Here is a 25,899-nt window from a genome sequence, read left to right as displayed (position 1 = left end):
GCCCTCGCGGTGGGGCGTGTCAGGCCGGGCGGGCCTCTCCGACCAGGTGTTCCAGCCCGCGTCGGGTCGTGGCGGACAGGCGCACTCCCCCCAGCTGCTCGGGGGTGAACCAGGCGCAGTCGGCGGTCGACCCGTTCTCCTCCAGCACCCGGGCCGGGCCCGGGTGGGCCACGTGCACGTGGGAGAACACCCACACCGCGTACACCTCGTGTCCCGTGATCGGCACACGGTGGTGGCTGGAGACGGTGATCAACCGGCCCACCACGCCCTGCTGACCGGTCTCCTCCCACACCTCGCGACGCAGCGCCGAGCGCACGTCCTCGCCGGGGTCGACACCTCCGCCGGGCAGGTGCCAGGTGCCGGCGCCCGGGAAACCGTCGGCGATGAGGCTGAGCATGATGCGGCCCGTCGGGTCGGTGACGATCCCGTAGGAGGCCATACGGCGCAGCCGGGGCCGGTCCACGGCCGGGGCGGGCTCGTCCGCGACCAGGTCGGCGAGCATCGGTTCCATGCCGTGCGGCGGCAGGACGGCCGGCCAGGCGTCGACTGCTCGGGGGGTCGCGAAGATCACACGGTCCACGTGCAGCGGTGTCGGGGCGCGGCCGGGGGTCGAGGCGACCTCGGTGATCACGTCCAGGGCGATCAGCGGCGCCTCGTCGGACAGGCCGCCCAACCGGCGGGCGACGTCGGCCGGGTCCTGTCCGAAGAGCACCCGGGCTCCGAACAGTCGTGGCCCGGCCGGTCCACCGGTGACCAGGTGCACGGTGACCCGGCGGGGGAGCGGCTCGGGGACCGGTGTCACAGGGACCCCGCGGTGAGGGAGGGCAGACCGACCAGACGCAGCAGTTCGTCCAGGTTGTGGACGGTGGTGACGCCCGGGTAGCGGCGGCCGTGGTGGCGGTCGATGAGCACCGGACGCATGCGCGAGGCCACCGCGCCCACGCCGTCGGCCTGGATCTGGTCGCCCACGTGCCAGCAGGCGGTGGTGTTCACGCCCAGGCGCTGGGCGGCGATGTGGAAGATACGGGGGTCGGGCTTGCCGGCGCCCGCGGTGTCGGCGCAGACCACGGTGTGGAAGTAGGGGGTCAGTTCCAGGGCCTGGAGCTTGGCGTGCTGGAGGGCCTCGATGCCGTTGGTCAGGACGGCCAGGCGGTAGCCGGCCGAGGCCAGGGCGTTGAGGGCGGGGATCGTGTCGGGGAAGACCTGCCAACCGCTGCGGTGGGCGTCCAGGTACAGGCGGTAGAGCTCGTCGCAGTGCGGGTCGGCGATGCCGGAGTGACCGGCCTGGACGGCCAGGGCCCGCACGCGGTCGCGGCGCTGCTGTTCCAGGCTCAGGTCGCCGCGCAGGTAGGCGCCGAAGGAGATCTCGGTCTGTACGTCCCACAGCATTCGGGCGGCGCCGAAGTCCGGGTGACCGAGCCGCTCCATGAGCGCGCGCAGCCCGGCCGAGGACGCGGCGACGTCGTCGATCAGGGTGTCGTCCAGATCGAAGCAGATGGCGGTCGGAGTGGCGGGCATGTTCGGCATCGTTCCTCAACTGAGTGAGCATGACAAAACATGCCAACGCTAACCCGTGCGGATGACGGGAAAGGGGCAAGCCCCACCCAAAGGGATGTGACCCAGGACACGAACATCGGAGTTCGCCCCTGTCCGCCGCACGTCACGAGTCTACGGAAGGCGCTGGAACCACAGCAACGAGGTCGCCGCCGTCGCCAACGCCAACAGGATGGCGATCAGCACGAACCGTGTGACGATCTCCTCGTGAACCGTCTCGGTGCCCAGCGACGACCCGATGTCCTCGTAGACGTCGTCCAGCTCGGTCTCGCTCTCGGCCTCGTAGAAGTGACCCTCGGTCACCTGGGCCAACTCCTGCAACGCCTCCTTGTCGATGTCCGCCGGGACCTGGTAGCCGTCGATCTCGATCATCGCCGCCCCGGTACCGAACGCGATCGTGGACACCGGCACGCCCTCCTGCCGGGCCGCCGCCGAGGCCTGGGCGATCTCCCGGCCGCTGGTGTTCTCCCCGTCCGAGAGCAGCACGATCGCCGACGGAGGCGGATCGTCCTGGGACTCCTCGTCGAACCCGCGGATCGCGTCCAGCGAGGCGAACACACCTTCGCCGATCGCGGTCCCCGGACCCAGCTGGAGGTTCTCGATCGACCCGATCACCGCCTGATGGTCATGGGTGGGCGAGGAGACCACCGTCGCCTGCGCCGAGAACGCCACCAGGCCCACGTTGAACCGGTCCGGCAACGTCGCCACGAACCCCTGCGCCGACTCCTTGGCCGCCCGCAACCGGTCCGGTTCGATGTCGGTGGCCGCCATGGACAACGACACGTCGACCGCGACGATGATCGTGGCACGTTCGCGCGGCTGCTCCACCGGCATCGCCGGAAGCGCCATCGAGGCGATCAACACCCCCAGCGTCAGGGTGAACAACGCCGTGGGCACGTGTCTGCGCACGTCCGGCCGGTGCGGGACCACCTGGTCCAACAGGGACAGGTTGGTGAACCGCACCGTGTACTCGCGCCGCTGCGTCTGCGCGAACACGTACGCACCCAGCAGCGGCACGAGCAGGAGCAGCCACCACAGCCGCTCCGGTTCCAGGAAGGTCATCGCCCGTTCCCCCGTCTCCAGCCACGACCCGCCGTCACCGCGCCACCCCCGGCGTGTGCCGGGACAGCCGATGCGCGGTACGTCTCTGATGGATCACGAACCGTGCGATGTCCAGTACCCAATCGCGGTCGGTCCGTAGCACCAGGTGGTGCACCCCGCATCCGCGCAGCGCGTCGCGCACCCGCTCCCGCTGGGCCCGGGCCGCCGCCCGGTAACGCTCGCGCACCGAACGGGTCAACCGCACATCGCGCACCATCCCGCTCACCGGGTCGCGCAACGTGACGTCGCCCACCTCGGGAAGATCCAGCTCCCGGGGGTCGATCACCTCCACCACCAGCACCTGATGCCGAGAGGACACCTGACGCATCGGCCGCTCCCAGGGCACCTCGCCGTCGAAGGCCGGGGTGTCCAGGAAGTCGGAGACGATCACCCGCAGACCGCGTCGGCGCCGGGTGCGCCCCAGGTCGTCGATCGCGTCGGCCAGCCCCGCCCGGTGCGGCGGGGGGTCCGGGTCGTCGCCGGTGGGGGCGGCGGCCACCGTCGCCAACAACGACAGCAGGGCCTCGTTGCCCGACCGGGCCGGCCAACGGCGGATCACCCCCCGGTGCAGGAAGTGCGCGCCGAACCGGTCGCCCACCCGCTGGGTGAGCAGGTTCGCGGCGACCATGGCGCCCACGGCCACCTCGCGTTTGAGCCGCAGCCCGGTCCCGAAGTCCATGCTCGCCGACAGGTCCAGCAAGGTCCAGCTCTCCAACTCACGGTCGGCGACCAGGTCGCGCACGTGGGGGGTGTCGGTCCGGGCGGTCACCGCCCAGTCCATGCGCCGTACGTCGTCCTCGCCCGGCTGGTACAGCCGGGCCTCGGCGGCCTCCGAGCCCGGACCCAGCCGCAGGCCCAGGTGCTCGCCGTGCAGCAGACCGTCCAACCGGTGCACGACGCGCAGGTCCAACCGGCGCAGCGCGGCGCGGATACGCGGATCGGAGCCCAGAACGGGGGTGGTCACGGTCCCATCACCTCTGGGGCGCGAAGGAGGCGGTCTCCCCGCTGGGGGGTTCGTCCCAGATCACCCGGGGCGCCGGCACGGTCGCCAGGATGCGGTCCACCACCTGCGCGGCGGTGACCCCGTCGGCCAGGGCGTCGAAGCTGAGCACCAACCGGTGCGCGATGATGTCGCGGGCCAGCACCCGCACGTCGTCGGGCAGCACGTAGTCGCGCCCGCGCAGCAGGGCCAGGGCGCGTGCGGCCGCCACCAGACCCAGGGTGGCGCGCGGACTGGCGCCGACCTCCAGCACGCCCCGCAGGTCGGGCATCTGGTGGGCCTCCGGCTCGCGGGTGGCCATGACCAGGCGCACCACGTAGTCGGCGATGAGCTGGTGGACGTGCACGTGTTCGGCGTCGGTCTGCAACTCGCCCAGGGTGACCGGGTCCAGGATCTGGTGGGCGGTGGGCGGAGTGGCGGACATCCGGCGCAGGATCTCCATCTCCTCGTGCGCCTTGGGGTGCCCGACCTCCACCTTCATCAGGAAGCGGTCGCGCTGGGCCTCGGGCAGCGGGTAGACGCCCTCGGACTCCACCGGGTTCTGTGTGGCGATGACGATGAACGGGGAGGGGAGGGGATAGGTGGTCCCTCCCAGGGAGACCTGCCGTTCGGCCATGACCTCCAGCAGGGCCGACTGCACCTTGGCGGGGGCGCGGTTGATCTCGTCGGCCAGCACGAAGTTGGCGAACACCGGGCCCAGCTCCACGTCGAACTTCTCGGTGGAGGGATGGTAGATGCGGGTGCCGACGATGTCGGAGGGGACCAGGTCGGGGGTGAACTGGACGCGGGCGAACGAGCCACCGGTGACCTTGGCCAGGGTGGACACCGCCAACGTCTTGGCGATGCCGGGTACGCCCTCGATGAGGCAGTGGCCCTTGGCGACCAGCGCGATCAGGGAGCGCTCGACCATGCGCTCCTGCCCGACGATGACCGTGGACACCTCGTGCAGCGCGGCGCGCAGCAGTCGGGTGGGCTCGCCCGGGGCGCTCTCGGTCCCCGGTGGGGAGGCGCCGTTGCCGGGTGAGGACTGTGCCATGTTCCGCCTTCCAGGCCCGCCGCCCCGCCGGGACGCCGGATAGGTTGTGGATCACTCACCTGTGGGCGAGACTACCCGCTCCGGGACCATCGGTCCGGTGCACAACGCGCCGAAGGGGACGGAGCGGACGCGGGGCGATGAAGGGGGTGGGAGCGTGACGGCTCCCCTGATGGGTCTGAACGCGGGGGACCCGCGCCAGCTCGGTGCCTTCCGGCTGGAGGGCCGGGTGCACGAGTCCGCGCTGGGCGTGGTCTACGCGGGCCGCGATCGCGAGGGCGGGCGGGTGGAGGTGGCCGTGCTCGACGCGGGCGCGGTGGCCGACCCCCGGGCCAGGGAGCGGTTCGCGGACGCGGTGCGCGCCGACCCCCGTGTGTTGTCGGCGCGCACGAAGGGCCGTTCGGTGCTGTGGGTGGCGGTCGCCGGAGAGGGGCCGGACGCCGCGGAGTTCCTGACCGAGGCCGGCACCCCCGGGCGGACCGCCGGCCGGGGGCCGACGGTGATGCCGCACTGGGCGGGGAGCCGCGCGGGCACGGCGGTGCCGTGGGAACCCTGGTCGGGTCGGCGCGACAGCGCAGTGGAGGAGGGGCGCGGCAACTGGTGGCTCATCGGCGGACTGGGCGCGGTCCTGCTGCTGATCCTGGCGCTGGTGGCGCTGCTGTACTGGTTCATGTTGCAGTTCCCGCAGCCGGAGATGCCGGCGCCGGGACAGCCGGTGCCGGAGGAGGGGCCGTCCTCGGGGCCGGGGGAGGACCCGAGCGCCGAACCGGAGGATGACGGAGAGGGGGAGGAGCCCGCCGTCCCGGTGTTCCCGTCCCCGGGGGAGGGCGAGGGCGGCGAGGGGTGGGGCGAGGATCCCCAGGACAACCTCTGACGGCGGGCGCGGCCCGTGCTCGTCGGGGGAACCCGTGATCGTCCTATTAATCTACGTCGTAAAGGCGGCGGGTCTTTTCTGTGAAAAGCCCCGAAAGAGAGATCGTGTGCGGCTACGCCGCACACCCCTCCCATGGTTCCGCCCCGGAGGGGCGTCGGCGTGTCGTGGCCGATCCCCGTTCGGGGCTGGAACGTGTTCAGCGTCCCGCAGCGGGCCCTGGAGCGGACTCCGCCGGTGATGGGAAGGGCCGGCGAGGTCCTAGGCTGGGCGACGTGTTGAAGGCGCTGAGAGAAGTGACGGGGACGCGGTACGTCCTGCCGCTGCGCGAGGGCGGTTCGCTACCGGGGCTCGTCGAGACCGACGACCTCGGTATGTACGTCGTGAAGTTCATCGGAGCCGGGCAGGGGCGCAAGACCCTGGTCGCCGAGATCATCACCGGCGAACTGGGGCGCGCGCTCGGGCTGCCCGTTCCCGAGCTGGCCCTGGTGGAGTTCGACGCGGTCATCGCGCGCGGCGAACCCGACCAGGAGGTGCAGGAGCTGCTCAAGGCCAGCGGTGGGCTCAACCTCGGCATGGACTTCCTGCCGGGGTCGCTCGGGTTCGATCCGCTCGCCTTCGAGGTGGACTCCGACCTCGCCGGACGGGTGCTGTGGTTCGACGCGCTGACCGGCAACGTCGACCGGTCCTGGCGCAACCCGAACATGGTGGTCTGGCACGGTGAGCCGTACCTGATCGACCACGGGGCCACGTTGATCTTCCACCACTCGTGGGCCAACGCCGATCGGTTCGTCGGGCGGGCCTACGACGCCTCCGATCACGTGCTGTCGTCGTCCGCGCCCGATGTGGCCGCCGCCGACGCGGCGTTCGCGCCGCTGGTCACCGAGGGGCTGCTGCGCGACGTGGTGGGTCTGGTGCCCGACGTGTGGTTGGCGGATGAGCCCGGGTTCGCCTCGCCCGATGAGGTCCGGGAGGCCTATGTGCGCCACCTGGCGGCCCGTACGACCGATCGTTCGTGGTTGCCGGAGGTGGGTCGATGAGCGGCGGCGTGCGCAGGTACAGCGACGCGGTGACGACCGGTCGGGTCGGTGAGGAGCGCGACCGGGCGGTGTTCGAGTACGCGTTGTTGCGGGTGATCCCGCGGGTGGAGCGCGGTGAGTGCGTCAACGCCGGGGTGATCGTGTACTGCCAGGAGCGGGCGTTCCTGGGGGCCCGGGCGGAGCTGGACGAGGCCCGGTTGTCCGCGTTGGACCCCGGGGTGGACGTGGACGGGGTGCGTCGGGCGTTGGCCGCGGTGGAGGCGTTGTGCCGGGGCGGTGCGTCGGCGGGTGCGGCCGGTCGGGAGCGGCCGGGGCGGCGGTTCCGGTGGTTGACGGCGCCGCGGAGCACGATCGTGCAGCCGGGGCCGATCCACGGGGGGTTGACGGAGGATCCGGAGGCCGAGCTGGAGCGGTTGCTGGACCGGCTCGTAAGGTAGCGGGTCGTGCAGTAACGGATGTCACAGGCCTTCCGGGGTTAATCGAGGAGATATTCCACGGGTCTCGGTGTTGGTATGGAGTGGTCCCTTTGGGCGCGCTCCCACGCGCCGGGGCCCTTTTCCGTGTCCCGTTCCTTCTGGCTCGACCCCGTCGAGATTTGGAGTGTCCTGTGCTATCCCCGAACTCCCCCGACACGGCTTCCCGGCCGGTGCTCGTCGAGAACGCGGCGGCGCCCCGCGCGCGGCGGTCGGTGGTGTTGTTGGTCCTGGTGCTGGGTGTGCTGGCGGCGGTCGGTCCGTTGGCGACCGACATGTACCTGCCGGCGTTCCCGCAGATCGCGGAGGATCTGTCGGCCTCTGAGGCGCAGATCCAGTTGACGTTGACCTCGATCATGTTGGGGTTGGCGGTCGGTCAGTTGATCATCGGTCCGATGAGCGACGCCTGGGGGCGGCGGGTTCCGCTGCTGGTGGGCGGTGCGGTGTTCACGGTGACGTCGGTGTTGTGCGTGTTCGTGCCGGACGTGACGTTGTTCGTGGCGTTGCGGTTCGTGCAGGGCATGGCGGGTGCCGCGGGTGCGGTGATCTCGCGGGCGGTGGTGCGGGACCTGTTCAAGGGCGATGACGCGGTGCGGTTCTTCTCGCGGTTGGCCCTGGTGATGATGTTGGCGCCGTTGTTGGCTCCGTTGGCGGGTGCGCAGTTGCTGCTGGTGGGTCCGTGGCAGTTGAGTTTCTGGGTGCTGGCGGTGATGTCGGCGGTGAGTTTCGTGCTGGTGCTGTTCTGGCTGCCGGAGTCGTTGCCGGTGGGTGAGCGTCGTGCGCAGGGGCCGCGGGTGTTGGCGTCGACGGTGGCGGCCCTGGCGCGGCAGTCGCGGTTCCTGGGGCCGGTGCTGACGTTGGGTCTGAGCTTCGGGATGTTGTTCACGTACGTTTCGGCGTTCTCGTTCGTGGCCCAGCATGAGCTGGGTGTGTCGGCGCAGACGTACGCGTGGTTGTTCGCGGTGAACTCGTTGGGGATGTTGGCGGGTACGCAGGTGAACGGGTTCCTGGTGGGTCGGATGGAGACGCTGCGGCGGTTGGGGTTGGGTCTGGTCCTGGGGCTGGGTGCGGTGTCGGCGTTGTTGGTGTCGGCGGTCGTGGGTGCGGCTTCGTTGTGGTTGGTGGTGGGTCTGTTGGCGCTGATGATGTTCAGCACGGGGTTCATCATGCCGAACGCGACGGTGACGGCGTTGGACGGTCAGCCCGCGGCGGTGGCGGGTACGGCGTCGGCGTTGATGGGTGCGTTGCAGTTCGCGTTGGGTGGTGGTGTGGCGGTGTTGGCGGGGTTGACCCCGTCGGGTGAGGCGTCGTTGGTGAGCATGGCGGCGGTGATGTTGGGCGCGGCGGTGTTGGCGATGGTGTCGTACGTGTGGACGGTGCGGTCGGCGGTGCGTGTTCGGGTGTGATGGTCGCGGGCACGGAAAGGCCCCATGACCCCATGTAGAGGGGGGTCATGGGGCCTTTGTTCGTAGTTCTCTCCATGTTGCCGTGTGGTGGTGAGGTTGGGCATTGTAGGGGAACTATCTCCCCCCTTGGTGCGGGATGTCTTTCCTGTGCGGGCCGGTGTGGTCCGTGCTTTTCGACGCGGCTTTGAGGATGAGTGGTCTGTGGTCATGGGCGAGGCGAGTGTCGGCCCCGGTGGATGGGCCCGGGGGTTGTCCGGGTTGAGCGACCTGGTCTACGAGATGGCGACCGACGACGCGCATGCGGAGTTGTTCTCGGTTCCGGAGGAGGGCGGCCGGGGCGATCGGTGGGCGCGGGTGAGCGCGGGGGCGTTCGCCACGGATGTGACGGCGGTGGCCAAGGGGCTGGTGGCCGCCGGTGTGGGTGAGGGCGATCGGGTGTTGTTGGTGTGCTCGGATCGCCTGGAGTGGGTGCGGATGGCGTTCGCGGTGTGGTCGGTGCGGGCGGTGTTGGTGCCGTTGCCGGTGTCGGCTTCGCCGGAGCGTGTGGTGCACGCGGTGCGTCAGACGCGTCCCGCCGCGGCCGTGGTGGAGGGTGAGCGGGCGCTGCGGGTGGTGACGGCGTTGCAGCGTGAGTTGCCGGATCTGGGCCGTGTGTGGCGTTGTGAGGCGGGGTCGGGGGAGATCGTGTCGTTGGGGGCGTACATGGACGCCTCGTCGGTGCGGTTCCGTCGGGATGCGACGGCTCCGGAGGATGCGGCGGTGGTGCTGTATCCGATGAGCACGGCGTCGCGGTGGATGCGCGGTGTGGCGTTGTCGCACGGTGCGTTGTTGTCGGCGGCGGCGGATCTGGTGGATCGGTTGGGTCCGCAGGTGGCGGGGTCGGGTTCGGGTCAGGCGTCGGCGTTGGCGGATGTGTCGTTGTCGCAGATCCAAGGTCTGGCGTCGTTGGTGGCGTGTGTGGTGGGTCGGGTCCGGTTGGGGTTGGGGGGCTCGGGTCGGTTCTTGGAGCGGGTGCGGGTGGTGCGTCCGTCGGTGTTGGTGTGCGGGAGTTCGTTGTTGGAGGAGGTCTTCGAGGGGGAGCGGGGGAGCGCCCGGTCGACGGGGTGGGACTCGTTGGGGACGTTCAATTCGGCGGTGGAGGCGGCGGTGCAGTTCGATCGGTCGCCGAAGAAGGGTGCCTGGCAGCGGTTGTCGCGGTCGATGTACGACTGGCAGTTCGCGAAGGTGCGCGAGGTGTTGGGTGATCGTGCGCGTTTGGTGGTGTGTTGGGGTGGGGCGTTGTCGGATCGTTTGGACTCCTTCTATGGGGGTGTGGGGGTTCCGGTGATGCAGGTGTTCGGTACGGCGGAGACGGCGGGGGTGTTCGCGGCGAACGCGGTGGGGGCTCGGGTGCCGGGTTCGGTGGGGCGTGCGTTGGAGGGGCGTGAGGTGTGGGTCTCGCGTGAGGGTGAGGCCCATGTGCGGGGTGGTGCGGTGTTCTCGGGTTATTGGGGGGATGGGGAGGCGACGTCGTCGGCGTTCCGTGAGGGGTGGTTGGCCACGGGGGTGGCGGCGTCGGTGGATGGTGACGGGTTCGTGTCGGTGAGTGGTCGGGTGCGGCCGCAGGCGTCGGTGGTGGAGGTGCCGGGGCGGTTCTCGGTGGGGGAGCGTGGTGGGGCGGTGGCCGCGGTGGAGGCTGCGCCGGAGTCGGAGGTGGAGGTGGAGGTGGTGGCCGACGCGGATGTGGCGGTGACGGAGGCGTTGCCGGCGGTGGTGGAGCCGGAGGTGCGTTCGGACGCGGAGTTGGTGGCGGGGTTCGAGGCGCGGTTGCGGTCGCATCCGTTGATCAGTCAGGTGTTGGTGATCGTGGAGGGGCGGCCGTTCGCGAGTGCGTTGATCACGTTGGTGCGGGATCAGTTGGAGTACTGGCGGTTGGTGAACGGGCGGCCGTTGTCGATGGCGCCGGAGGAGATCGCGGGGGATCGGGATCTTCTGCGGGAGGTGCAGGGGTTGGTGTACGAGGCCAATCGGAGTGTGCCGCGGCATTTGGCGGTGCGGTCGTTCCATGTGTTGGCGGAGGAGTTCACGGTGCAGTCGGGGTTGGTGCATCCGTCGGGTGAGTTGCGCGGTGATGCGGTGTTGCGGGCTTTCTCTGAGGAGATCGACGGGTTGTACCGGGTGCGGCGGGATCAGTAGTTCGTGGGGGAGGGCCCCGGGGTGCGGTCGTCCCGGGGCCCTTTCGTCATTGTCCGTCGAGGTAGGCGAGGACGGCCAGGACGCGGCGGCTGTCGTCGGAGGAGGGGGGGAGGTCGAGTTTGGTGAAGATGTTGTTGATGTGTTTGCTGACGGCTTTCTCGGTGATGTAGAGGCGTCCGGCGATGGCGGAGTTGGAGCGGCCTTCGGCCATTTCGGAGAGGACTTCGCGTTCGCGGGGGGTGAGTTGTCCGAGGGGGCCCTGGTTGTTCTGGCGGGCGAGGAGTTGGGAGATGACGGCGGGGTCCATGGCGGTGCCGCCGGCGGCGACGCGGCGGACGGCTTCGATGAATTGGCCGATGTCGAAGACGCGGTCCTTGAGGAGGTAGCCGACGCCTCCGGTGTCGTCGGAGAGGAGCTCGCGGGCGTAGAGCTGTTCGACGTGCTGGGACAGGACGAGGATGGGCAGGCCGGGTATCTGGGCGCGGGCGGAGATGGCGGCCTGGAGTCCTTCGTCGGTGAAGGTGGGGGGTAGGCGGACGTCGACGACGGCGACGTCGGGGCGGTGTTCGGTGAGGGCTTTGTGGAGGTCGGGTCCGTTGTCGACGGCGGCGACGACGGTGAAGTCGTGGGATTGGAGAAGTTTGATCAGTCCTTCTCGGAGGAGGGCGAGGTCTTCGGCGATGACAACGCGCATGGGATCTCCAGGGTCACGATGGTGGGTCCGCCCGGGGGGCTGGTGATGTTCATCGTGCCATCGAAGGCGTCGATGCGGCGGCGGATGCCGGAGAGGCCGCTGCCGGGTGCGGCGTCGGCGCCGCCGTGGCCGTTGTCGGTGGCGGTGATGACGAGGCGGTCGAGGCCGTGGTTGACGTGGACCCATGCGTGGGTGGCGTCGGCGTGTTTGGCGGTGTTGGTGAGGAGTTCGGCGATGGCGAAGTAGGCGGCGGATTCGACGGGGTCGGCGGGGCGGCCGGGGAGGTCGATGGTGACGGTGACGGGGAGGTGGTGGGTGAGGGCGAGGGCGTGGACGGCGCCGTGGAGTCCGCGTTCGACGAGGACGGGTGGGTGGATGCCGCGGACGAGGTCGCGGAGTTCGATGAGTGCGGTGCGGGTGGTCTCGCGTGCTTCGGTGAGCATGGTGCGGGCGGTGGCGGGGTCGTGTTCGACGATCTGTTCGGCCATGCCGAGGTGCATGCCGAGGGCGACGAGGCGGGCTTGGGCGCCGTCGTGGAGGTCGCGTTCGATGCGTCGGATCTCCGAGGCCTGGGTGTCGATGGTGTTGGCGCGGCTGGTGGCGAGGTGGGCGACGCGGGCGGTGAGTCGGGCTTTTTCGGAGGGTTGGAGGAGGAGTCGGTTGAAGGCGGTGTAGAGGCGGACGGCGGGGTTGAGGAGGGTGATGCCGAGGGTGGTGAAGAGGGTGGCGGGGATGATGAGCAGGAGTTGTTCGGTGAGGTTGTGGGGGATGTTGGTGCCGTAGAGGCCGTTGTCGCCGGGGGGGAGGCCGAGGGCGTGGAGGGCCTGGTGGATGCCGTCGGCGAGGAGGGAGACGGGGATGGCGATGATGAGGATGTTGACGGTGCCGGTGATGAGCCAGAGGAGGTCTTTCCAGGTGGCGGGGTCGGTGATGATCGTGCTGGCGCGGCGGTTGATGCCGGTGGTGGGGAGGGGGCGGTAGCCGGAGGGGATGGGGGGTTGGTGGTGGAGGTGGCCGATGGTGCGGCGTTGGCTTTCGGCGAGGGTGCGTAGGAGGTGTCCGGTGAGGATGACGAAGGGGAGGCCGACCCAGATGAGGGTGAGGACGGCGGAGACGATGACGAGGGGGAGGAGCAGGAGGGCGGCGACGTTCTGGGAGAGGAGGAGGAAGAGGTGGGCGAAGGTGGTGAGGGGGCCTGCGCGGTGGTGGGGTGCGGTGGCCATGGTGTTCGCTGCCTCTTCCGGTGGCGGGTGGTGGTCTCTTTCATTGTGGCGTGTGGGCGGCGGAGTGGTCGGTGGTGGTGGCTCCCCTGCGGGCGGGTGTGCGGAGGTGTCGCTACTGAGGTGGTTTGGGGGGTTGTGGGCTCGGTGGGTGTGGGTTTTTGGCGCAACTCGCCGCCGGCGATTTCCCGTGGGTTGGCATGACCTGTGATGATCGGGAGTGTGTGGCGTGAACTGATCCTGGAGTTGTATCCGGAGGCCGATCTGCGTGATCCGGCCGATGAGGCGACCTTGGCCGAGGTCGAGAAGCGTTTGACGCTGCCGTTGCCGTTCGAGTTGGCGTCATTGCTGCGGGAGACCGATGGTGTGGTCAACGAGTACGGGGATGCGGTGGTGTGGAGTGCTGCCCGGCTGGTGGAGGACAATCTGGCGATGCGGGAGGAGCCGGATTATCTGGAGTTGTACGCGCCGTTCGATGAGATGATCTTCTTCGGTGATTCGGACATGGGGCCGCAGTTCGCCTACGTGCACACCGACTACGGTCCGGGGGTCGTGGTGTGGGATCATGAGACGGATCGTCGTCGGTTGGTGGTGGTGTCGCTGCGGGACTATCTGGCGCGGTGTCTGTTGCAGGGCAACGCGTGGTTCCGTTGACGGTGTGTGGTCGGCTACCTGGTGTTCCGTGCTATTTTGCGGGGTGGTGCGGCGGTGTTCGCCGCCGTTGATCGCTTTGTGAGAGTGGGACATGCCGGATCAGTCGCAGGTGGCCGCCGTCGTTCAGGGTCGTGAGGTGGCGGACTTCCCGGAGTTGGCGCCGGAGGCGGCGCGGGGGTCGGTGCGGCGGGTCACGGTGACGGGTGAGGACGTGCTGCACCGTCGTAATCGGGACGTGCCGGCGGAGATGTTGGGCGGCGAGGAGCTGCACCGGCTGATCGACGACATGTTCGTGACGATGTACGCGGCCGAGGGTGTGGGGTTGGCCGCGAATCAGGTGGGTGTGGATCTGCGTCTGTTCGTCTATGACTGCCCGGACGATGACGGTGTGCGTCATGTGGGGCATGTGGTCAATCCGGTGCTGGATGAGCGGGACCCCGAGGACGTCGTGGTGGTGGAGGGCGAGGGGTGTCTGTCGGTTCCGGGTCCGCACGCGGATTTGGGGCGGGCCGAGCACGCGACGGTGCGGGGTGTGGACCGGGACGGTGGGGAGGTCGTGTTGAGGGGGAGCGGGTATTTCGCCCGGTGTCTTCAGCACGAGACCGATCACACGTTGGGTCGGTTGTACATCGATCGGTTGTCGGCGCGTGAGCGCAAGCGGGTGTTGAAGAAGATGGACGAGATGTCCAACGACGTGTTCGCGCGTCGTGAGGAGCGGGCGGCCGAGCTGGAGCGGGAGTTCGCCGGCTAGTCCGTGAAGTCATGGGGGCGGGGGGCCTGAGGGCCCCCCGCCCTTTTTTCGTGCGGGGTCAGCCGACGCAGAACTCGTTGTCCTCGGGGTCGGCCAGGACGGCCCAGCCGGTGCCGTCGGGGTGGCGGCGGTCGGCCAGGAGGCGGGCGCCCAGGGTTCGCAGGCGGGTGATCTCGGTGTCGCGGGTGGAGTGGGGCGGGGCCTGGAGGTCGAGGTGGAGGCGGTTCTTGGTGGTCTTGGTCTCGGGGACGCGGACGAAGAGGAGGGCGGGGGTGGTGTCGTGGGCGGGGATGTAGGCCTCCTCGTCGTCGCTGTCGGGGGCCATGGGTGCGTGGAGGGCGGCGGACCAGAAGCGGGCCTGGGCGAGGGTGTCGGTGCAGTCGAGGGTGAGGGCGTGGATCTGCATGTCGGGCCTTTTTCGTTCGTGTGTTCGATTCGATGGTGGTGGGTGGGGTGGACCCGGGTGGGGGTGCGCGGGGGTGCCTTTGGCGGGTTCTCGGGGCCGGGAGGGGGTCCGATGGGGCTCCACTGGGTGTTTTGGCCCCGAAAGTGGCCCCTTTGAGAAGGTGTGTGGTCTTTTTGTTACCGTGCGGGGCGGTAGATTGCCCGGCATGAACGACGGGGAACACAAAGTGATCGTGTACACCGACGGGGCGTGCAGCGGGAACCCCGGCCCCGGCGGGTGGGGGGTGTGGCTGCGCTACGGCGGGCACGAGAAGGAGATCTACGGCGGTGAGGGGCAGACCACCAACAACCGGATGGAGCTCATGGCGGCCATCCGGGCGCTGGAGAGCCTGACCAAACCGGTGCCGGTGGTGGTTTACACCGATTCGTCCTATGTGCGCAACGGGATCACGTCGTGGGTGGCCGGGTGGAAGCGGCGCGGGTGGCGCACCGCGGACAAGAAGCCGGTCAAGAACGTGGACCTGTGGCAGCGGCTGGACGAGGTGGCCGCAGGGCACGACGTGGAGTGGCGGTGGGTGCGCGGGCACAGCGGCGACGAGGGCAACGAGCGCGCCGACGAACTGGCCCGGCGCGGGCGTGATGAGGCCGCGGCGCCGCGCTGAGTCGGCGGGCACCGGTAGGGGGCACCCCGGGCGGGGTGCCCTTTCGTGTGCTCTCAGGCGGTCTCGGCCCGTGCCCCCTCGTGGTTCTCGGGGTCGTCGGCGATGAGCAGGCGGCGCGGTCCGGAGCCGTCGGCGGCCAGGGCGTCGTCGGGGTTGAACAGCACGCACGATTCCAGGGACAGGCACCCGCAGCCGATACAGCCGGTGAGGTCGTCGCGCAGGCGGACGAGCTGGGCGATGCGGGCGTCGAGTTCGTCGCGCCACTGTTCGGAGACCAGTGCCCAGTCGGCGCGGTTGGGGGTGCGGTTGTCGGGGAGCCGGTCCAGGGCCTGGCGGATGCGGGCCAGGGGGATGCCCACGCGTTGGGAGACGCGGATGAAGGAGACGCGGCGCAGGGTGTCGCGGCGGTAGCGGCGTTGGTTGCCGGCGGTGCGGCGGCTGTGGATGAGCCCCTGGCGTTCGTAGAAGTGCAGGGCGGAGACGGCCACGCCGGAGCGTTGGGATACCTGTCCGACGGTGAGTTCCTTGACGATGGGCGGCACGGTCCTCATCCTAGGGCGTTCTCGGCCCGGGGCGGGGTCAGGGGCGGTGGGTGCCGCGCAGGGCGTACAGGCGGGCGTAGGCGCCGCCGCGGACCAGGAGTTGGTGGTGGGTGCCGCTCTCGGCGACGCGTCCGCGGTGCAGGAGCAGGACGCGGTCGGCGGTGTGGGTGTGGGTGGGGCGGTCGGTGAGTTGGAGCAGGCCTGTGGTGGGGGTGGGGGTGAGGTGTTCGCCGGGGGCGGGGTGGGTGAGGACGAGCAGGTGGGTGTCGGTGAGGTGGGCGTAGTGGCTGCGGGCGGGGTGCAGGCGGTGGGTGAGGTCGTGGGGCAGGTCGGCCAGGGGGGTGGTGGGGTCGTGGGGTAGGTCGGCGGTGGTCAGGGCGGTGTGCAGGTGGGGGTCGTCGGGGTCGGGTTCGGGGTGGCCGGTGATGGTGCGGGCCAGGGTGGTGGTGGGTGTGGCGGGGTGGACGTGGAGGGTGGTGTGGGTGGTGACGCGGCCGCGGGTGGGGGTGGTGCGGCCGGTGAGCAGGTCGGCGATGGTGGTGGTGTGGGTCGGGGGCAGGCCGATGAGGGCGACGTGTTCGCCGGGGTGGACGGTCAGGTCCAGGTGGGTGAGCAGGGGGGTGCGGGCCAGGGTGAGGGACACGTCGTGGAACGCGACGAGCGGCCGGGCGCTGGGTGCGGTGGTGGCGGGGCTGCGGCGCAGGTCTCCGCGGTCGGTGAGCCTCACGGGTGTCCGTTCGTGGTGGTGGGCTGTCATGGGGCTGTGATCGTCGTGGGTGCGTGAGAGTTCTCGTTATCTGTTCGTGTCTTTCCTCTCGTGGCGGTGGCAACCCCGGGGCGGGGTGTCTTTTTCCGTGGGGTGTGCGACCTTGCGGACGCCGTGGGGCGGTGGTGGGGTGGTGGGCATGGGACATGAGGTCGTGATCGTCGTCTACGACGGTGTGCAGAGTCTGGACGTGACGGGGCCGTTGGAGGTGTTCGCGGGGGCGTCGGGGGCGCGTTACCGGGTGCGGGTGGGGTCGTTGGGCGGGGCGGCGGTGCGGACCTCCAGCGGGTTGGGGCTGGTGCCGTCGGTGGCGTTGGAGGAGGCCGGGCGGATCGACACCCTGGTGGTGGCCGGGGGTGTGGGGGCTCGGGAGGGCGCCGATCCGAGGTTGGTGGAGTGGTTGGCGGGGGAGTGCGGGCGGGCGGGGCGGGTGGCGTCGGTGTGCACGGGGGCGTTCCTGTTGGCGCGGGCGGGGGTGTTGGAGGGGTTGCGGGCCACGACCCACTGGGCGCACTGCGAGGAGTTCTCCCGTCGGTTCCCGGGTGTGGAGGTGGATCCGGATCCGATCTTCGTGCGTCAGGGGCGGGTGGTGACGTCGGCGGGGGTGAGCGCGGGGGTGGACATGGCGTTGGCGTTGGTGGAGGAGGATCTGGGGCGGCGGGTGGCGTTGGGGGTGGCCCGGCACCTGGTGGTGTTCCTGCGCCGGCCCGGGGGTCAGGCGCAGTTCTCGGCGCCGTTGGCGGCGCAGTGGGCGCAGCGTCCGGCGGTGCGGGAGGTGCAGCACTGGATCGTGGAGCATCCGGCGGGGGATCTGTCGGTGGAGGGGTTGGCGGGGCGGGTGGGGTTGTCGCCGCGGCAGTTCTCGCGGGTGTTCGCCCGGGAGGTGGGGTGTACGCCGGGCCGGTACGTGGAGCGGGTGCGGGTGGAGGCGGCGCGGCGGTGGTTGGAGGATTCGGGGCTGGGGGTGGAGTCGGTGGCGCGGCGCAGTGGTTTCGCGTCGGCGGAGGTGATGCGGCGGGTGTTCGTGCGGACGTTGGGGTGTTCTCCGGCGGGGTATCGGAGCAGGTTCCACGGGGTGGAGGGCGGGTGAGGGGGCGGTCGGCGGTGGAGTGGGACGCGCGGTCGCGGTGCCGGGTCGCCGGAGAGGGCTTTCGGCCTCGGGGAACATCGGTACAGCCGATCGCGACGTCTTCGCCTCCCCCTCGCACCGCTGGTCCGCTCCGCGCGCCCGTCTGCTGGACGGTCCCGAGTGGGAGGCCGTCGAGGAGGACGTGCTGGCCGGGCTGAGCCTGGACATGCCCGTGGAGGAGCACCTGGCGGAGCTGGTGCGGGGCCGGGTCGCCGGGTGGAAGAAGCGGGGCCGGCGGCGAAGGTGTCCGTCGAGCAACGACCAGGTCGTGGGCCTCGGGCGGATGGTCGTCCCGGGTACCCCGCGCGACTCCCCGCACATCCTGGACGCGCTGTCGAACCTGGACGGCGGGCGCGAGCCGGAGATGGTGGCCACCGACGACGCCTCCTACTCCGACATGGTGTTCGGCCTGTTCAAGATCCTCGGCCACAACTTCTCACCCCGGTTCCGCGACCTGGACGACCAGCGGTTCTGGCGGGCCGCGATGCCCGGCGTCGGGACGGGCACGTACGGCGCGGTGGAGGACCTGGCCCGCAACCGCGTGAACCCGAACAAGGTGATCACGCGCTGGCCGGACATGCTGAGGGTCGCCGGTCCCCTGGTCACCAACCAGGTCCGTGCCTACGACCTGCTGCGCGTGTTCGGACGCGAGGGGCGCCCCACTCCGCTGGGTGCGGTGTTCGCGGAGTACGGGCGGATCGTGAGGACCGAACACCTGCTGCGCGTGGTCGACCCGGTCGACGACACCTACCGCTGTCAGATGAACCGGCGGCTCGCCGTGCGGGAGTCCCGCCACAGGCCGGCGAGGGACGTGTGCGATGGAAAGCGCGGCACCATCCACCAGGTGTACCGGGACGGGATGCGGGACCGGTTCGGCGCGCTCGGCCTGGTCCTCAACGCCATCGTTCTGTGGACCACGAAGTACATCGACGCCGCCGTCGCCCAGCTCCGCGCCGAGGCCCACGAGATCCGCGATGAGGACGTCGCCCGACTCTCCCCGCTCAGGCACAAGAACCCGAACCTGCTCGGCCGCTACGGCTTCACCGCCCAGGTCCCGGCCACCGGCGCCCTGCGCCCGCTGCGTGACCCGGACGCGCCCGAGCTGGACGAGGGCGACGACGCCGAGTGAGGTGAGAGGTCAGCCGACGGGTACCAGAGCGGCGTCGTACCGCTCGGCGGCCCCGACAGCGGCACGCACGAGAGCGGGTACCGGTCGCTCCAGTGGTACGGTCCCGCCGCGCGTCGGGAAGCGGAACTCGGAGGCCTGGAAGTCCTCCAGGGGAGCGCCGACGGGCCGGGCGGCGTCAACGCGCGCCTCGAACCGGTCCAGCGTGGGTGTCGGCGCGGCCTCGGTGTCGAACTGCGCCCCGCTCGTTGCTGACCGCCGGGTGTGCCCCGGCGGTCAGGCTGAGCTCACTTGCCGGCGAGGCTCCACGTACCGTCGCTGCCTTCGGTGGTGTTGTTGAGGGCGGTCCACTCGGTGTCGTCGAGGTCGAGGGCCGCGCGGAGGTAGGCGGAGATCGCATCGGCTGTGAGGGCGACACGGGCGGGGTCCTCGTCGGTGGTCTCGGCGACCTTCTCGCCGGCGATTCCGCCCATGGTGTGCTCGGCCTCGGTGATGCTGAGCAGGCTCTTGGGCGCCGGGCTGAGGTGGTAGGCGTCGGTGAACCACTCCGGCCCGCGGGTGGAGAGCTGCGAGTCGTCCTTGCCGCCCGCGACGACCAGGGTCGGGGCGGTCATGGTGGAGAAGTCCGGCTTCATGAACGGAAGGTTCTCGGCGGCGAACGGGGTGAGGGTGTCGCCGGTTCCCGTCGCCCCGATCAGCGCGCCGGCCGAAACCGCGGAGTGGGAGAAGTCCTCTCCCGCGACACCCTCGGCGTCCAGTACGCGCGCACCGAGGAGGGCGCTCGCGGTCTGGGCGCCCCAGGAGTGGCCGACCACGGCAGTGCGCTCACGGTCGGCGCGGGTCTCCAGGCCGGCTTGGGCCAGGACGTCTGCGAGGTGGTCGAGGATTGCGTGCAGGTCGGTGATCCGCACGCGCCAGATGGTGGCGAAGCGCGGGTCGTCCCAGGTGATGGCGTTGCGCCGGGAGTCCAGGTGGGTGGGCTGCACCACGACGAATCCGGCGGCGGCCCACCGGTCGACGAGGGGCTCGTACCCGTCCAGTGACCACGCGTTCCCGTGGGAGAAAACGATCACAGGCAGGTTCTGGCCCGACCGGGGTGCGGTGACCTTCACCTGAAGGTCGATGCCGCGCCCGGGCGAGGGGACAACGATGGGCTTGACCGAGACGATCTGCTGGTCGAGGGAGTGGGACGAGGACATGAGGGTCCTGCACTTTCCATGAGTACCGGGATGCCATAATTTGGCGGAGCGTCGTTCCGCCAAACTAGCGGAACATTGTTCCGCGAGCAATGGGAGGCATCCGTGCCGGAGTCGGTCGGGGTACGCCGGGCACAGGCTCAGCGCACCCGCAGTGGTGTGCTGGAGGCCGCTGCGGCGGTCTTCGTGGACCGGGGCATCCAGGCACCCGTCCGCGACATCGCCGAACGTGCCGGCGTCGGTGTCGGCACGGTCTACCGGAACTTCCCGACCCGCGCGGATCTCGTCACTGCCGTCTACCGGCACCAGATCGACGCCTGCACCGCTCTCGCGCCCCGACTTCTTGAGGAATCCGCCTCGCCGTTCACCGCTCTGGCCCTGTGGACGGACGCGTTCGTGGACTTCCTGGTGACCAAGCACGGCCTCGGCGCGGCGCTGGGGTCCGGCGAGCCAGGACTGGAGAACCTCCACACCCTCATGCTCGACACCCTGGTCCCGGCCTGCGCGTCATTGCTGGACGCCTGCGCCGCCACCGAGGAACTTCGCCCCGGTGTCACCGCGTACACGCTCCTGCGCGCCATCGGAAACCTCTGCATCACCGGCCCCGACTACGGCCAGGCTGATGCCAAGGGCATGGTCGCCCTCCTCCTCGCCGGATGCCGCAGCACGGTATGACGGCTGCCTCGGGGGACCGTGACACGCGACGTCACCGCTGCTCGATTCGGTCCGGCCAGGGACCAGCCTCGAATGAGACCTGAGAGGCGATGCGCCTGCCGGTGAACGATGCCTCCGGCGAGAGCCGACCTACGACGGGCTGCGGGCCGCCGAGTCGGAGCCCGTCGAACGAGCCGCGCTCGACCAGGGCGTCACCGTGAGGCGCGGCCAGGGCCACACCCTGCGCGTCAGCACCGACCCCGGCCGTCCACCGCCGGCCCCTCGACGGCGGCCAGGGCATCCCGGCGGTCCCGGCACAGCGTAAGGCCCGCCGCGAGTACGAGAATCCCGTCAGTACGCTCGCACCGATCGGACCATGATCGTTCTCGGCGCCAACGGCTGTACCGATGTTCCCCGAGGCCGGCTTCGGCGGAGGTGGTGGGGTCGGTGCGGGAGAACGCGCGGTTCCCGTCGTGGGAGCGGGATCGGCCGGACCGGTCGTGAGGGGGGTCACGTGGTACACCGGGCTGTCATGGGTATGTGTGGTCCGCCCCTTTCCCTGTAGGAGACGAGGTCGGTGTGGACCCGGTGCTGGACGAGGTCGAACGTGTGCGGGCGTGGTACTGGCGGTTCGCCGAGCATTACGAGGCGGGGGGTGCGGCCTCCTACGCGCGGATCGCGCGGGCGTTGGCCACCGATGACGAGGTGGTGGGTCTGGTGTTGGGGTTGCCGCGGGGCAACAAGCGCCAGCCCAACCTGTTGTTGGGGGCGGTGCGGTTCCTGGGCGGTCCCGTCGAGGACTGGGAGGGGTTCCGGGCGTGGGTGGTGGAGCACTGGGGCGCGGTGCGCGAGGTCGTGTTGGAGCGGATGACGCAGACCAACGAGGTGCGCCGGTGCGCGGCGTTGGTGCCCGTGCTGGGGACCCTCGCGGGTCCGTTGGGGTTGGTGGAGGTGGGGGCCTCGGCGGGGTTGTGCCTGTACCCGGACCGGTACCGGTACTCCTATGACGGGGCGACCCCGATCGGTCCGTTGGATTCGCCGGTGTTGCTGGAGTGTTCGACCTCGGGTGGTGTGCCGGTGCCGGGGAGGGTGCCGGAGGTGGCCTGGCGGGCGGGGGTGGACCTGAACCCGTTGAACGTCGCCGATGAGGAGGACGTGCGGTGGTTGGAGGCGCTGATCTGGCCCGGGGCCCAGGAGGGGGTGCGGCGTGCGCGGCTGCGGGCGGCGGCGTCGGTGGCGGTGGCCGATCCGGCGCCGATCGTGGCCGGTGACCTGGTGGAGGAGGTCGCCGGTCTGGTCTCACGGGTGCCGCGGGGGGTGACGCCGGTGGTGGTGCACAGTGCGGTGCTGACCTACCTGCCGGTGGTGGAGCGGGAACGGTTCGCGGCGTTGATGGGGGAGTTGCCCGGGCACTGGGTGTCCTGTGAGGGGTGGCGGGTGTTCCCGGAGTTGGAGGGTGGTCGTGGGCCGGTGGACACGGACATGACGGTGGCGGTGGACGGGCGGGTGGTGGCCTGGGCCGGTGAGCACGGTCATTCGTTGACCTGGGCCTGAGGCGGGGGTCCCGTACCGGTTCGGGGGTGGAGGGGCGTTCGGGGCGTCTCCTGTGCCCCCGGGCCGGCGCGCCGGCCCGGGGCGGGGTGTGTCCGCCTCGTGGGTGCGCCGGCCGGCGGGGCGGTCAGTGGGCGTCGACGAGGGCGATGAGTTCGTCCTTGCGGCCTCGGGGCAGGAAGGACGCCTCGAAGGAGTTGCGGGCCAGGGTGCGCAGTCGTTCCGGGTCCAGGTGCAGGTGCCGGGCCAGGGCGCGGTAGTTGTCGTCGACGTAGCCGCCGAAGTAGGCGGGGTCGTCGGAGTTGACGGTGACCAGTAGGCCGGCGTCCATGAGGGCGGGCAGGGGGTGGTCGGCCAGGGTGTCCACGGCGCGCAGGCGCACGTTGGACAGGGGGCACACGGTGAGCGGGGTGCGGGTGGCGGCCAGGTGGGCGACGAGGTCGGGGTCGTCCAGGCAGCGGATGCCGTGGTCGATGCGTTCCACGCCCAGGTCCAGGGCCTGGCGGATGTAGTCGGCGGGTCCTTCTTCGCCGGCGTGGGCGACCAGGCGCAGGCCCGCTTCGCGGGCGGCGGCGAACACCGTGGCGAAGGTGGTCGGGGGGTGGCCGACCTCGGCGGAGTCCAGGCCGACGCCGATGATGCGGTCCAGGTGGGGGCGGGCCGCGTCGAGGGTGTCCATGGCCTCGGCGACGGGGCGGTCGCGCAGGAAGCACAGGATGAGGTGGGTGCTGATGCCGTGGTCGGTCTCGGAGGTGTCCAGGGCGGCGGTGATGCCGTTGACGACGGTGTCCATGGTGATGCCGCGTGCGGTGTGGGCCTGGGGGTCGAAGAAGATCTCGGCGTGGCGGACCCCTTGGGCGGCGGCGCGGGTCAGGTAGGCGCGGGTGAGGTCGGTGAAGTCGGCCTCGGTGCGCAGGACGTCGGTGAGGGAGTAGTAGAGGTCGAGGAAGGACTGGAGGTCGGTGAAGTCGTAGGCGGCGCGCAGGTCGGCGACGGTGGTGTAGGGCAGGGTGATGCCGTTGCGGTGGGCGAGGGTGAAGGCGAGTTCGGGTTCGAGGGTGCCTTCGATGTGCAGGTGGAGTTCGGCTTTGGGTAGAGGCATGGACGCCATTGTGGTGCACCTTCGGTGATGGTCCGTCCGTTTCGCGGTGTCGTGGTGGGCACAGGGGCGTGCGGGTGAGGGTGCTGGTCAGGGGCGTCGCGGGGGTGGTCCTGTCGGGTGGTGGCGTCGCCGTGGGCCGGGAGGCCGAGGGTGTGGGCGGGGGTGGTCCGGTGCCGTGGCGGCGCGGGAGGACGAACGTGGCGGTGGCCGTGGTGAGCGGTGGGCGGGACACGGGTGTTCCCAGGGGCGCGAAGGGCGGCGGGACGTGTCCCCAGGGGGTGGCCGGGTCGGGGGTGTGCCCGGTCGGTGGGGCGGGTCGTGGTGATGGTGCCCCCGGTGATGGGGCGTACCCGTGTGCGGTGGGTGACGGGCACGGTGGGGGCGTGGGATCGGGCGTGACCGGTGGTGTTCGTGTTGCGGGCGGGGCCGGTGCGCTGATCAGGGGTGGGCGGGCCCCGCCCGGTGGCCGGGTGCGGTCAGTGGGTGAGGCGGTCGATGGCCCGCACGGCGCTTTCGCGCAGGCCCTTGGTGTGTCCGGCGCCCTCGACGATGGTGAGGGTGGCGGCGGGCCAGCGGCGGGACAGGTGGTGGGCGGTGTCGGCGGGGCCGCTGATGTCGAGGCGGCCGTGGATCATGGCGCCGGGCACGTGGGCCATGCGGTGGGTGTTCGTCAGCAGGTGGCCTGGGGGGAGGAACGCGTGGTGGGCCCAGTAGTGGGTGACCAGGCGGGCGAAGCGGAGCTGGAAGTCCACGGGGCGGGTGGACAGGAACGGGGTGAAGTCGGTGGTGGTGGCCATGTGGGTGTCCTCCCACCGGCACCAGGCGCGGGCCGCCTCCTCGCGGACGGTGGGGTCGGGGTCGGCGAGCAGGCGGGCGTAGGCGGCGGGCAGCCGGTGGGGGTCGGCGCCGGGGCCCGCGGCGTCGCGGAAGGCCTCCCATCGTTCGGGGAAGACGCGGCCCATGTCGTGGGTGAGCCAGTGCACCTCGGTGGGGGAGGTGGTGGTGACGGCGGCCAGGATCAGGGCGCGGACCCGGTCGGGGTGGGCCTGGGTGTAGGCCAGGCCCAGGGTGGAGCCCCAGGAGAGGCCCAGGACCAGCCAGGTGTCGATGCCGCGGGCGACGCGCAGGGCTTCGATGTCGTCGATGAGGTGGGCGGTGGTGTTGGTGGTCAGGTCGGTGTCGGGGTGGGCCGCGTCGGGGGTGGAGCGGCCGGCTCCGCGTTGGTCCAAGAGGAGGACGCGGTGGCGGGCGGGGTCGAAGAAGCGCACGAGGCGGGGGTGTGATCCGCTTCCGGGGCCGCCGTGCAGGACCAGGCAGGGGGTGCCGTGGGGGGTGCCGTGTTCTTCCCAGTGGAGGGTGTTGCCGTCGGTGACGGGCAGGTGGCCGTGGGCGTGCGGGATCGACATGGTGCTCCTGGGTGGTGTGGCGCGGGCTTTCCGTGGCGTTCGAGAGGGGTGGGGGCGGGCGTAGGGTCCGTGTCAGGCGGCCTCGGGGTGTTCCGGGGGCGTGGAGGGAGGGTGCGGGCGATGGGTGGGGTGTCGGTGGATCGGGCGCGCACGTTGGGTGAGGTGGTGCGTGCGGTGGCGGGGTGTGCGACGGTACCGGACCGGGTGGTGGTGGAGCGGGCGTTGACGCGGGTGTTGGCGGGGACGCCGGTGGAGGAGTTCGTGGACGCCGAGGGGTTGGCGCGGGTGTTGGTGGCGGCGGTGGTGGGGGCCCGGTCGGGTGCGGGGGTGGATCCGGTGGGGGCCGAGCGGGCGTTGGCGGCGTTGGAGCAGGTGGCGGAGGTGGCGTCGGTGTTGCACACGTTGGATCCCCGGGCGCGGCGGGCGTTGCGGATCCGGTTGCGGCATCGGGCGGCGGCGGGGGCGTTGGGGTGAGGGTGGGGTGCGGGGGTGGGCCGGTGGCGGTCCGCCCCCCTTTTTTTTTCGTGGGTGGGGTGGGGGTTGACCGTGCCCTTGGGGCGGGGTGTGCACTGGGGTTCATGAAGGAGTGGACGCGTGGGGAGTTCGCCCGCCGTAGTGGTCTGACGGTGAAGGCGTTGCGCCTGTACGAGCGGTCGGGGTTGTTGGTCCCGCACCGTGTGGGCGCGCGTAACGGGTACCGGTTCTATCGGCCCGATCAGGTGGAGCGGGCGGTGCGGATCCGGTTGCTGCGTCAGATGGACATGCCGTTGGCGCTGATCGGTGAGGTGTTGGGGTTGGAGGAGGGGGCGGCGCGGGAGCGGGTCGGGGCGTGGTGGGCGGGGCGGGAGGAGACGTTGCGCGCCCATCGGCGGGTGTTGGAGGAGTTGGGGCGGCGGTGGGACGGCGGGGTGGAGGAGGAGGTGCTGTGGCGGGTGCGGGAGCGGTGGTGGGATCCGGTGCGGGCGTTGGCGGTGCGGGCGCGCACGGACCAGGCGGGTCTGGTGGCGACCTTCCATGAGCGGGCGGCCCGGTTGCGGGAGGTCCTGACCGGGCAGGGGGCGTGCCCGGAGTCGGGCATGTGGGTGTTCTATCCGACGGTGGTCGGGGTGGAGACGGTGGGGGAGATCGAGGTGGCGGTGCCTTTCTCGGGGGTGGCCGATCCGGTGGGGGACACGGTGGTGCGGGTGGTGGGCGGGGGCCGGTGGGCGGTGTGCGCGGTGGCGCGGCGGGACTGTTTCCATCCGCGGATCATGGGCGCGCACCGGGCGGTGGCGGCCGTGGCCGGGCGTGCGTCGGGGGTGGGGTGCGAGGTGTACACGGGTGTGTGGGGCGATGCCGAGGACGAGGTGGCGGCCTGGGTGGCGCGGCCGTTGGTGGAGGGGTGAGGG

General features: G+C 70.9%; 27 protein-coding genes. 14 read left to right on the top strand and 13 right to left on the bottom strand.

Translation table 11 applies throughout. From position 1 onward, the window contains the following. Window positions 1–19: 19 nt before the first annotated feature. The 5 genes from PWG71_RS15675 to PWG71_RS15655 form a co-directional block, all read right to left on the bottom strand. Window positions 20–802, bottom strand: coding sequence for an NUDIX hydrolase (locus PWG71_RS15675; protein WP_274810463.1), 783 nt, complete (start codon window positions 800–802; stop codon window positions 20–22). Next, the gene (locus tag PWG71_RS15670) at window positions 799–1,527 is read right to left on the bottom strand and encodes an HAD family hydrolase (RefSeq protein WP_274810462.1); all 729 of its coding nucleotides are present in this window, start codon (window positions 1,525–1,527) and stop codon (window positions 799–801) included. Before PWG71_RS15670 ends, PWG71_RS15675 begins: the two co-directional genes overlap by 4 nt. Before the next feature lie 141 nt (window positions 1,528–1,668). Continuing rightward, entirely contained in the window at window positions 1,669–2,616 is a 948-nt protein-coding gene (locus PWG71_RS15665; RefSeq protein WP_274810461.1) for a VWA domain-containing protein, read from the bottom strand. 34 nt (window positions 2,617–2,650) lie between these two features. After that, entirely contained in the window at window positions 2,651–3,619 is a 969-nt protein-coding gene (locus PWG71_RS15660) for a DUF58 domain-containing protein (protein ID WP_274810460.1), read from the bottom strand. 7 nt (window positions 3,620–3,626) lie between these two features. After that, complete coding sequence (locus PWG71_RS15655) at window positions 3,627–4,691, bottom strand: AAA family ATPase (protein ID WP_274810459.1); 1,065 nt, start codon at window positions 4,689–4,691, stop codon at window positions 3,627–3,629. Window positions 4,692–4,845: 154 nt separating this feature from the next. On the opposite strand from PWG71_RS15655, the gene PWG71_RS15650 reads away from it, so the two are divergent. From PWG71_RS15650 to PWG71_RS15630, 5 genes are all read left to right on the top strand, one after another. Then, window positions 4,846–5,562 (top strand): hypothetical protein, encoded by a 717-nt coding sequence (locus PWG71_RS15650; protein ID WP_274810458.1) that lies wholly within the window; start codon window positions 4,846–4,848, stop codon window positions 5,560–5,562. A gap of 371 nt (window positions 5,563–5,933) precedes the next feature. Then, a complete protein-coding gene (locus tag PWG71_RS15645) occupies window positions 5,934–6,599 on the top strand; it encodes a HipA family kinase (protein ID WP_342455985.1) in 666 nt (221 codons plus the stop codon). Next, on the top strand, window positions 6,596–7,036 hold the full coding sequence (locus PWG71_RS15640; protein WP_274810456.1) for a DUF3037 domain-containing protein: 441 nt from the start codon (window positions 6,596–6,598) through the stop codon (window positions 7,034–7,036). The genes PWG71_RS15645 and PWG71_RS15640 overlap by 4 nt, the downstream gene beginning before the upstream one ends. A 170-nt stretch (window positions 7,037–7,206) precedes the next feature. Then, window positions 7,207–8,478 (top strand): multidrug effflux MFS transporter, encoded by a 1,272-nt coding sequence (locus PWG71_RS15635; protein WP_446725035.1) that lies wholly within the window; start codon window positions 7,207–7,209, stop codon window positions 8,476–8,478. Window positions 8,479–8,685: 207 nt separating this feature from the next. Next, window positions 8,686–10,653 (top strand): AMP-binding protein, encoded by a 1,968-nt coding sequence (locus PWG71_RS15630; protein WP_274810455.1) that lies wholly within the window; start codon window positions 8,686–8,688, stop codon window positions 10,651–10,653. Window positions 10,654–10,699: 46 nt separating this feature from the next. Here the strand turns inward: PWG71_RS15630 and PWG71_RS15625 are convergent, their stop codons facing one another. Beyond that, entirely contained in the window at window positions 10,700–11,347 is a 648-nt protein-coding gene (locus tag PWG71_RS15625) for a response regulator (protein WP_274810454.1), read from the bottom strand. Beyond that, window positions 11,299–12,570, bottom strand: coding sequence for a sensor histidine kinase (locus PWG71_RS15620; protein ID WP_274810453.1), 1,272 nt, complete (start codon window positions 12,568–12,570; stop codon window positions 11,299–11,301). Before PWG71_RS15620 ends, PWG71_RS15625 begins: the two co-directional genes overlap by 49 nt. A 207-nt stretch (window positions 12,571–12,777) precedes the next feature. On the opposite strand from PWG71_RS15620, the gene PWG71_RS15615 reads away from it, so the two are divergent. After that, window positions 12,778–13,221, top strand: coding sequence for an SMI1/KNR4 family protein (locus tag PWG71_RS15615; protein ID WP_274810452.1), 444 nt, complete (start codon window positions 12,778–12,780; stop codon window positions 13,219–13,221). A 91-nt stretch (window positions 13,222–13,312) separates the two neighbouring features. Further along, a complete protein-coding gene (gene def, locus PWG71_RS15610; protein WP_274810451.1) occupies window positions 13,313–13,972 on the top strand; it encodes a peptide deformylase in 660 nt (219 codons plus the stop codon). Window positions 13,973–14,030: 58 nt separating this feature from the next. On the opposite strand, the gene PWG71_RS15605 is transcribed toward def, so the two are convergent. Continuing rightward, window positions 14,031–14,378 carry a VOC family protein gene (locus tag PWG71_RS15605; protein WP_274810450.1) on the bottom strand — a complete coding sequence of 116 codons (348 nt, stop codon included), beginning with the start codon at window positions 14,376–14,378 and terminating at the stop codon, window positions 14,031–14,033. Between the two features lie 205 nt (window positions 14,379–14,583). Between PWG71_RS15605 and rnhA the strand changes: the two genes are divergently transcribed. Further along, the gene (rnhA, locus tag PWG71_RS15600) at window positions 14,584–15,039 is read left to right on the top strand and encodes a ribonuclease HI (protein ID WP_274810449.1); all 456 of its coding nucleotides are present in this window, start codon (window positions 14,584–14,586) and stop codon (window positions 15,037–15,039) included. A 53-nt stretch (window positions 15,040–15,092) separates the two neighbouring features. Here the strand turns inward: rnhA and soxR are convergent, their stop codons facing one another. Next, window positions 15,093–15,581 (bottom strand): redox-sensitive transcriptional activator SoxR, encoded by a 489-nt coding sequence (gene soxR / locus PWG71_RS15595; RefSeq protein WP_274810448.1) that lies wholly within the window; start codon window positions 15,579–15,581, stop codon window positions 15,093–15,095. 37 nt (window positions 15,582–15,618) lie between these two features. Continuing rightward, a complete protein-coding gene (locus tag PWG71_RS15590; RefSeq protein ID WP_274810447.1) occupies window positions 15,619–16,338 on the bottom strand; it encodes an ABC transporter ATP-binding protein in 720 nt (239 codons plus the stop codon). Between the two features lie 148 nt (window positions 16,339–16,486). On the opposite strand from PWG71_RS15590, the gene PWG71_RS15585 reads away from it, so the two are divergent. Next, window positions 16,487–17,437, top strand: coding sequence for a GlxA family transcriptional regulator (locus tag PWG71_RS15585; RefSeq protein ID WP_274810446.1), 951 nt, complete (start codon window positions 16,487–16,489; stop codon window positions 17,435–17,437). A 19-nt stretch (window positions 17,438–17,456) separates the two neighbouring features. Next, complete coding sequence (locus PWG71_RS15580; protein ID WP_274810445.1) at window positions 17,457–18,605, top strand: Tn3 family transposase; 1,149 nt, start codon at window positions 17,457–17,459, stop codon at window positions 18,603–18,605. Window positions 18,606–18,889: 284 nt separating this feature from the next. On the opposite strand, the gene PWG71_RS15575 is transcribed toward PWG71_RS15580, so the two are convergent. Further along, a complete protein-coding gene (locus PWG71_RS15575; protein ID WP_274810444.1) occupies window positions 18,890–19,801 on the bottom strand; it encodes an alpha/beta hydrolase family protein in 912 nt (303 codons plus the stop codon). Between the two features lie 102 nt (window positions 19,802–19,903). On the opposite strand from PWG71_RS15575, the gene PWG71_RS15570 reads away from it, so the two are divergent. Together PWG71_RS15570 and PWG71_RS15565 are read left to right on the top strand one after the other, a co-directional pair. After that, window positions 19,904–20,473: a TetR/AcrR family transcriptional regulator gene (locus PWG71_RS15570; RefSeq protein ID WP_274810443.1), complete on the top strand. Its 570-nt coding sequence runs from the start codon at window positions 19,904–19,906 to the stop codon at window positions 20,471–20,473. A gap of 567 nt (window positions 20,474–21,040) precedes the next feature. Beyond that, window positions 21,041–22,006, top strand: coding sequence for a DUF2332 domain-containing protein (locus PWG71_RS15565; protein WP_446725038.1), 966 nt, complete (start codon window positions 21,041–21,043; stop codon window positions 22,004–22,006). A gap of 124 nt (window positions 22,007–22,130) precedes the next feature. On the opposite strand, the gene PWG71_RS15560 is transcribed toward PWG71_RS15565, so the two are convergent. Continuing rightward, a complete protein-coding gene (locus PWG71_RS15560; RefSeq protein ID WP_274810441.1) occupies window positions 22,131–23,105 on the bottom strand; it encodes an adenosine deaminase in 975 nt (324 codons plus the stop codon). 476 nt (window positions 23,106–23,581) lie between these two features. Then, window positions 23,582–24,511, bottom strand: a complete 930-nt coding sequence (pip, locus tag PWG71_RS15555; protein WP_274810440.1) for a prolyl aminopeptidase — start codon at window positions 24,509–24,511, stop codon at window positions 23,582–23,584. Between the two features lie 120 nt (window positions 24,512–24,631). On the opposite strand from pip, the gene PWG71_RS15550 reads away from it, so the two are divergent. Together PWG71_RS15550 and PWG71_RS15545 are read left to right on the top strand one after the other, a co-directional pair. Then, the gene (locus PWG71_RS15550; RefSeq protein ID WP_274810439.1) at window positions 24,632–24,985 is read left to right on the top strand and encodes a hypothetical protein; all 354 of its coding nucleotides are present in this window, start codon (window positions 24,632–24,634) and stop codon (window positions 24,983–24,985) included. Between the two features lie 104 nt (window positions 24,986–25,089). After that, window positions 25,090–25,896: a MerR family transcriptional regulator gene (locus tag PWG71_RS15545; protein WP_274810438.1), complete on the top strand. Its 807-nt coding sequence runs from the start codon at window positions 25,090–25,092 to the stop codon at window positions 25,894–25,896. Window positions 25,897–25,899 lie beyond the last annotated feature (3 nt).

This window comes from Nocardiopsis sp. N85, from assembly GCF_028882275.1.
GTDB classification, from domain to species: Bacteria; Actinomycetota; Actinomycetes; order Streptosporangiales; family Streptosporangiaceae; genus Nocardiopsis; species Nocardiopsis lambiniae.
The sequence above is the reverse complement of the archived record's forward strand: the minus strand, read 5'-3'. Positions and strand labels throughout refer to the sequence as shown.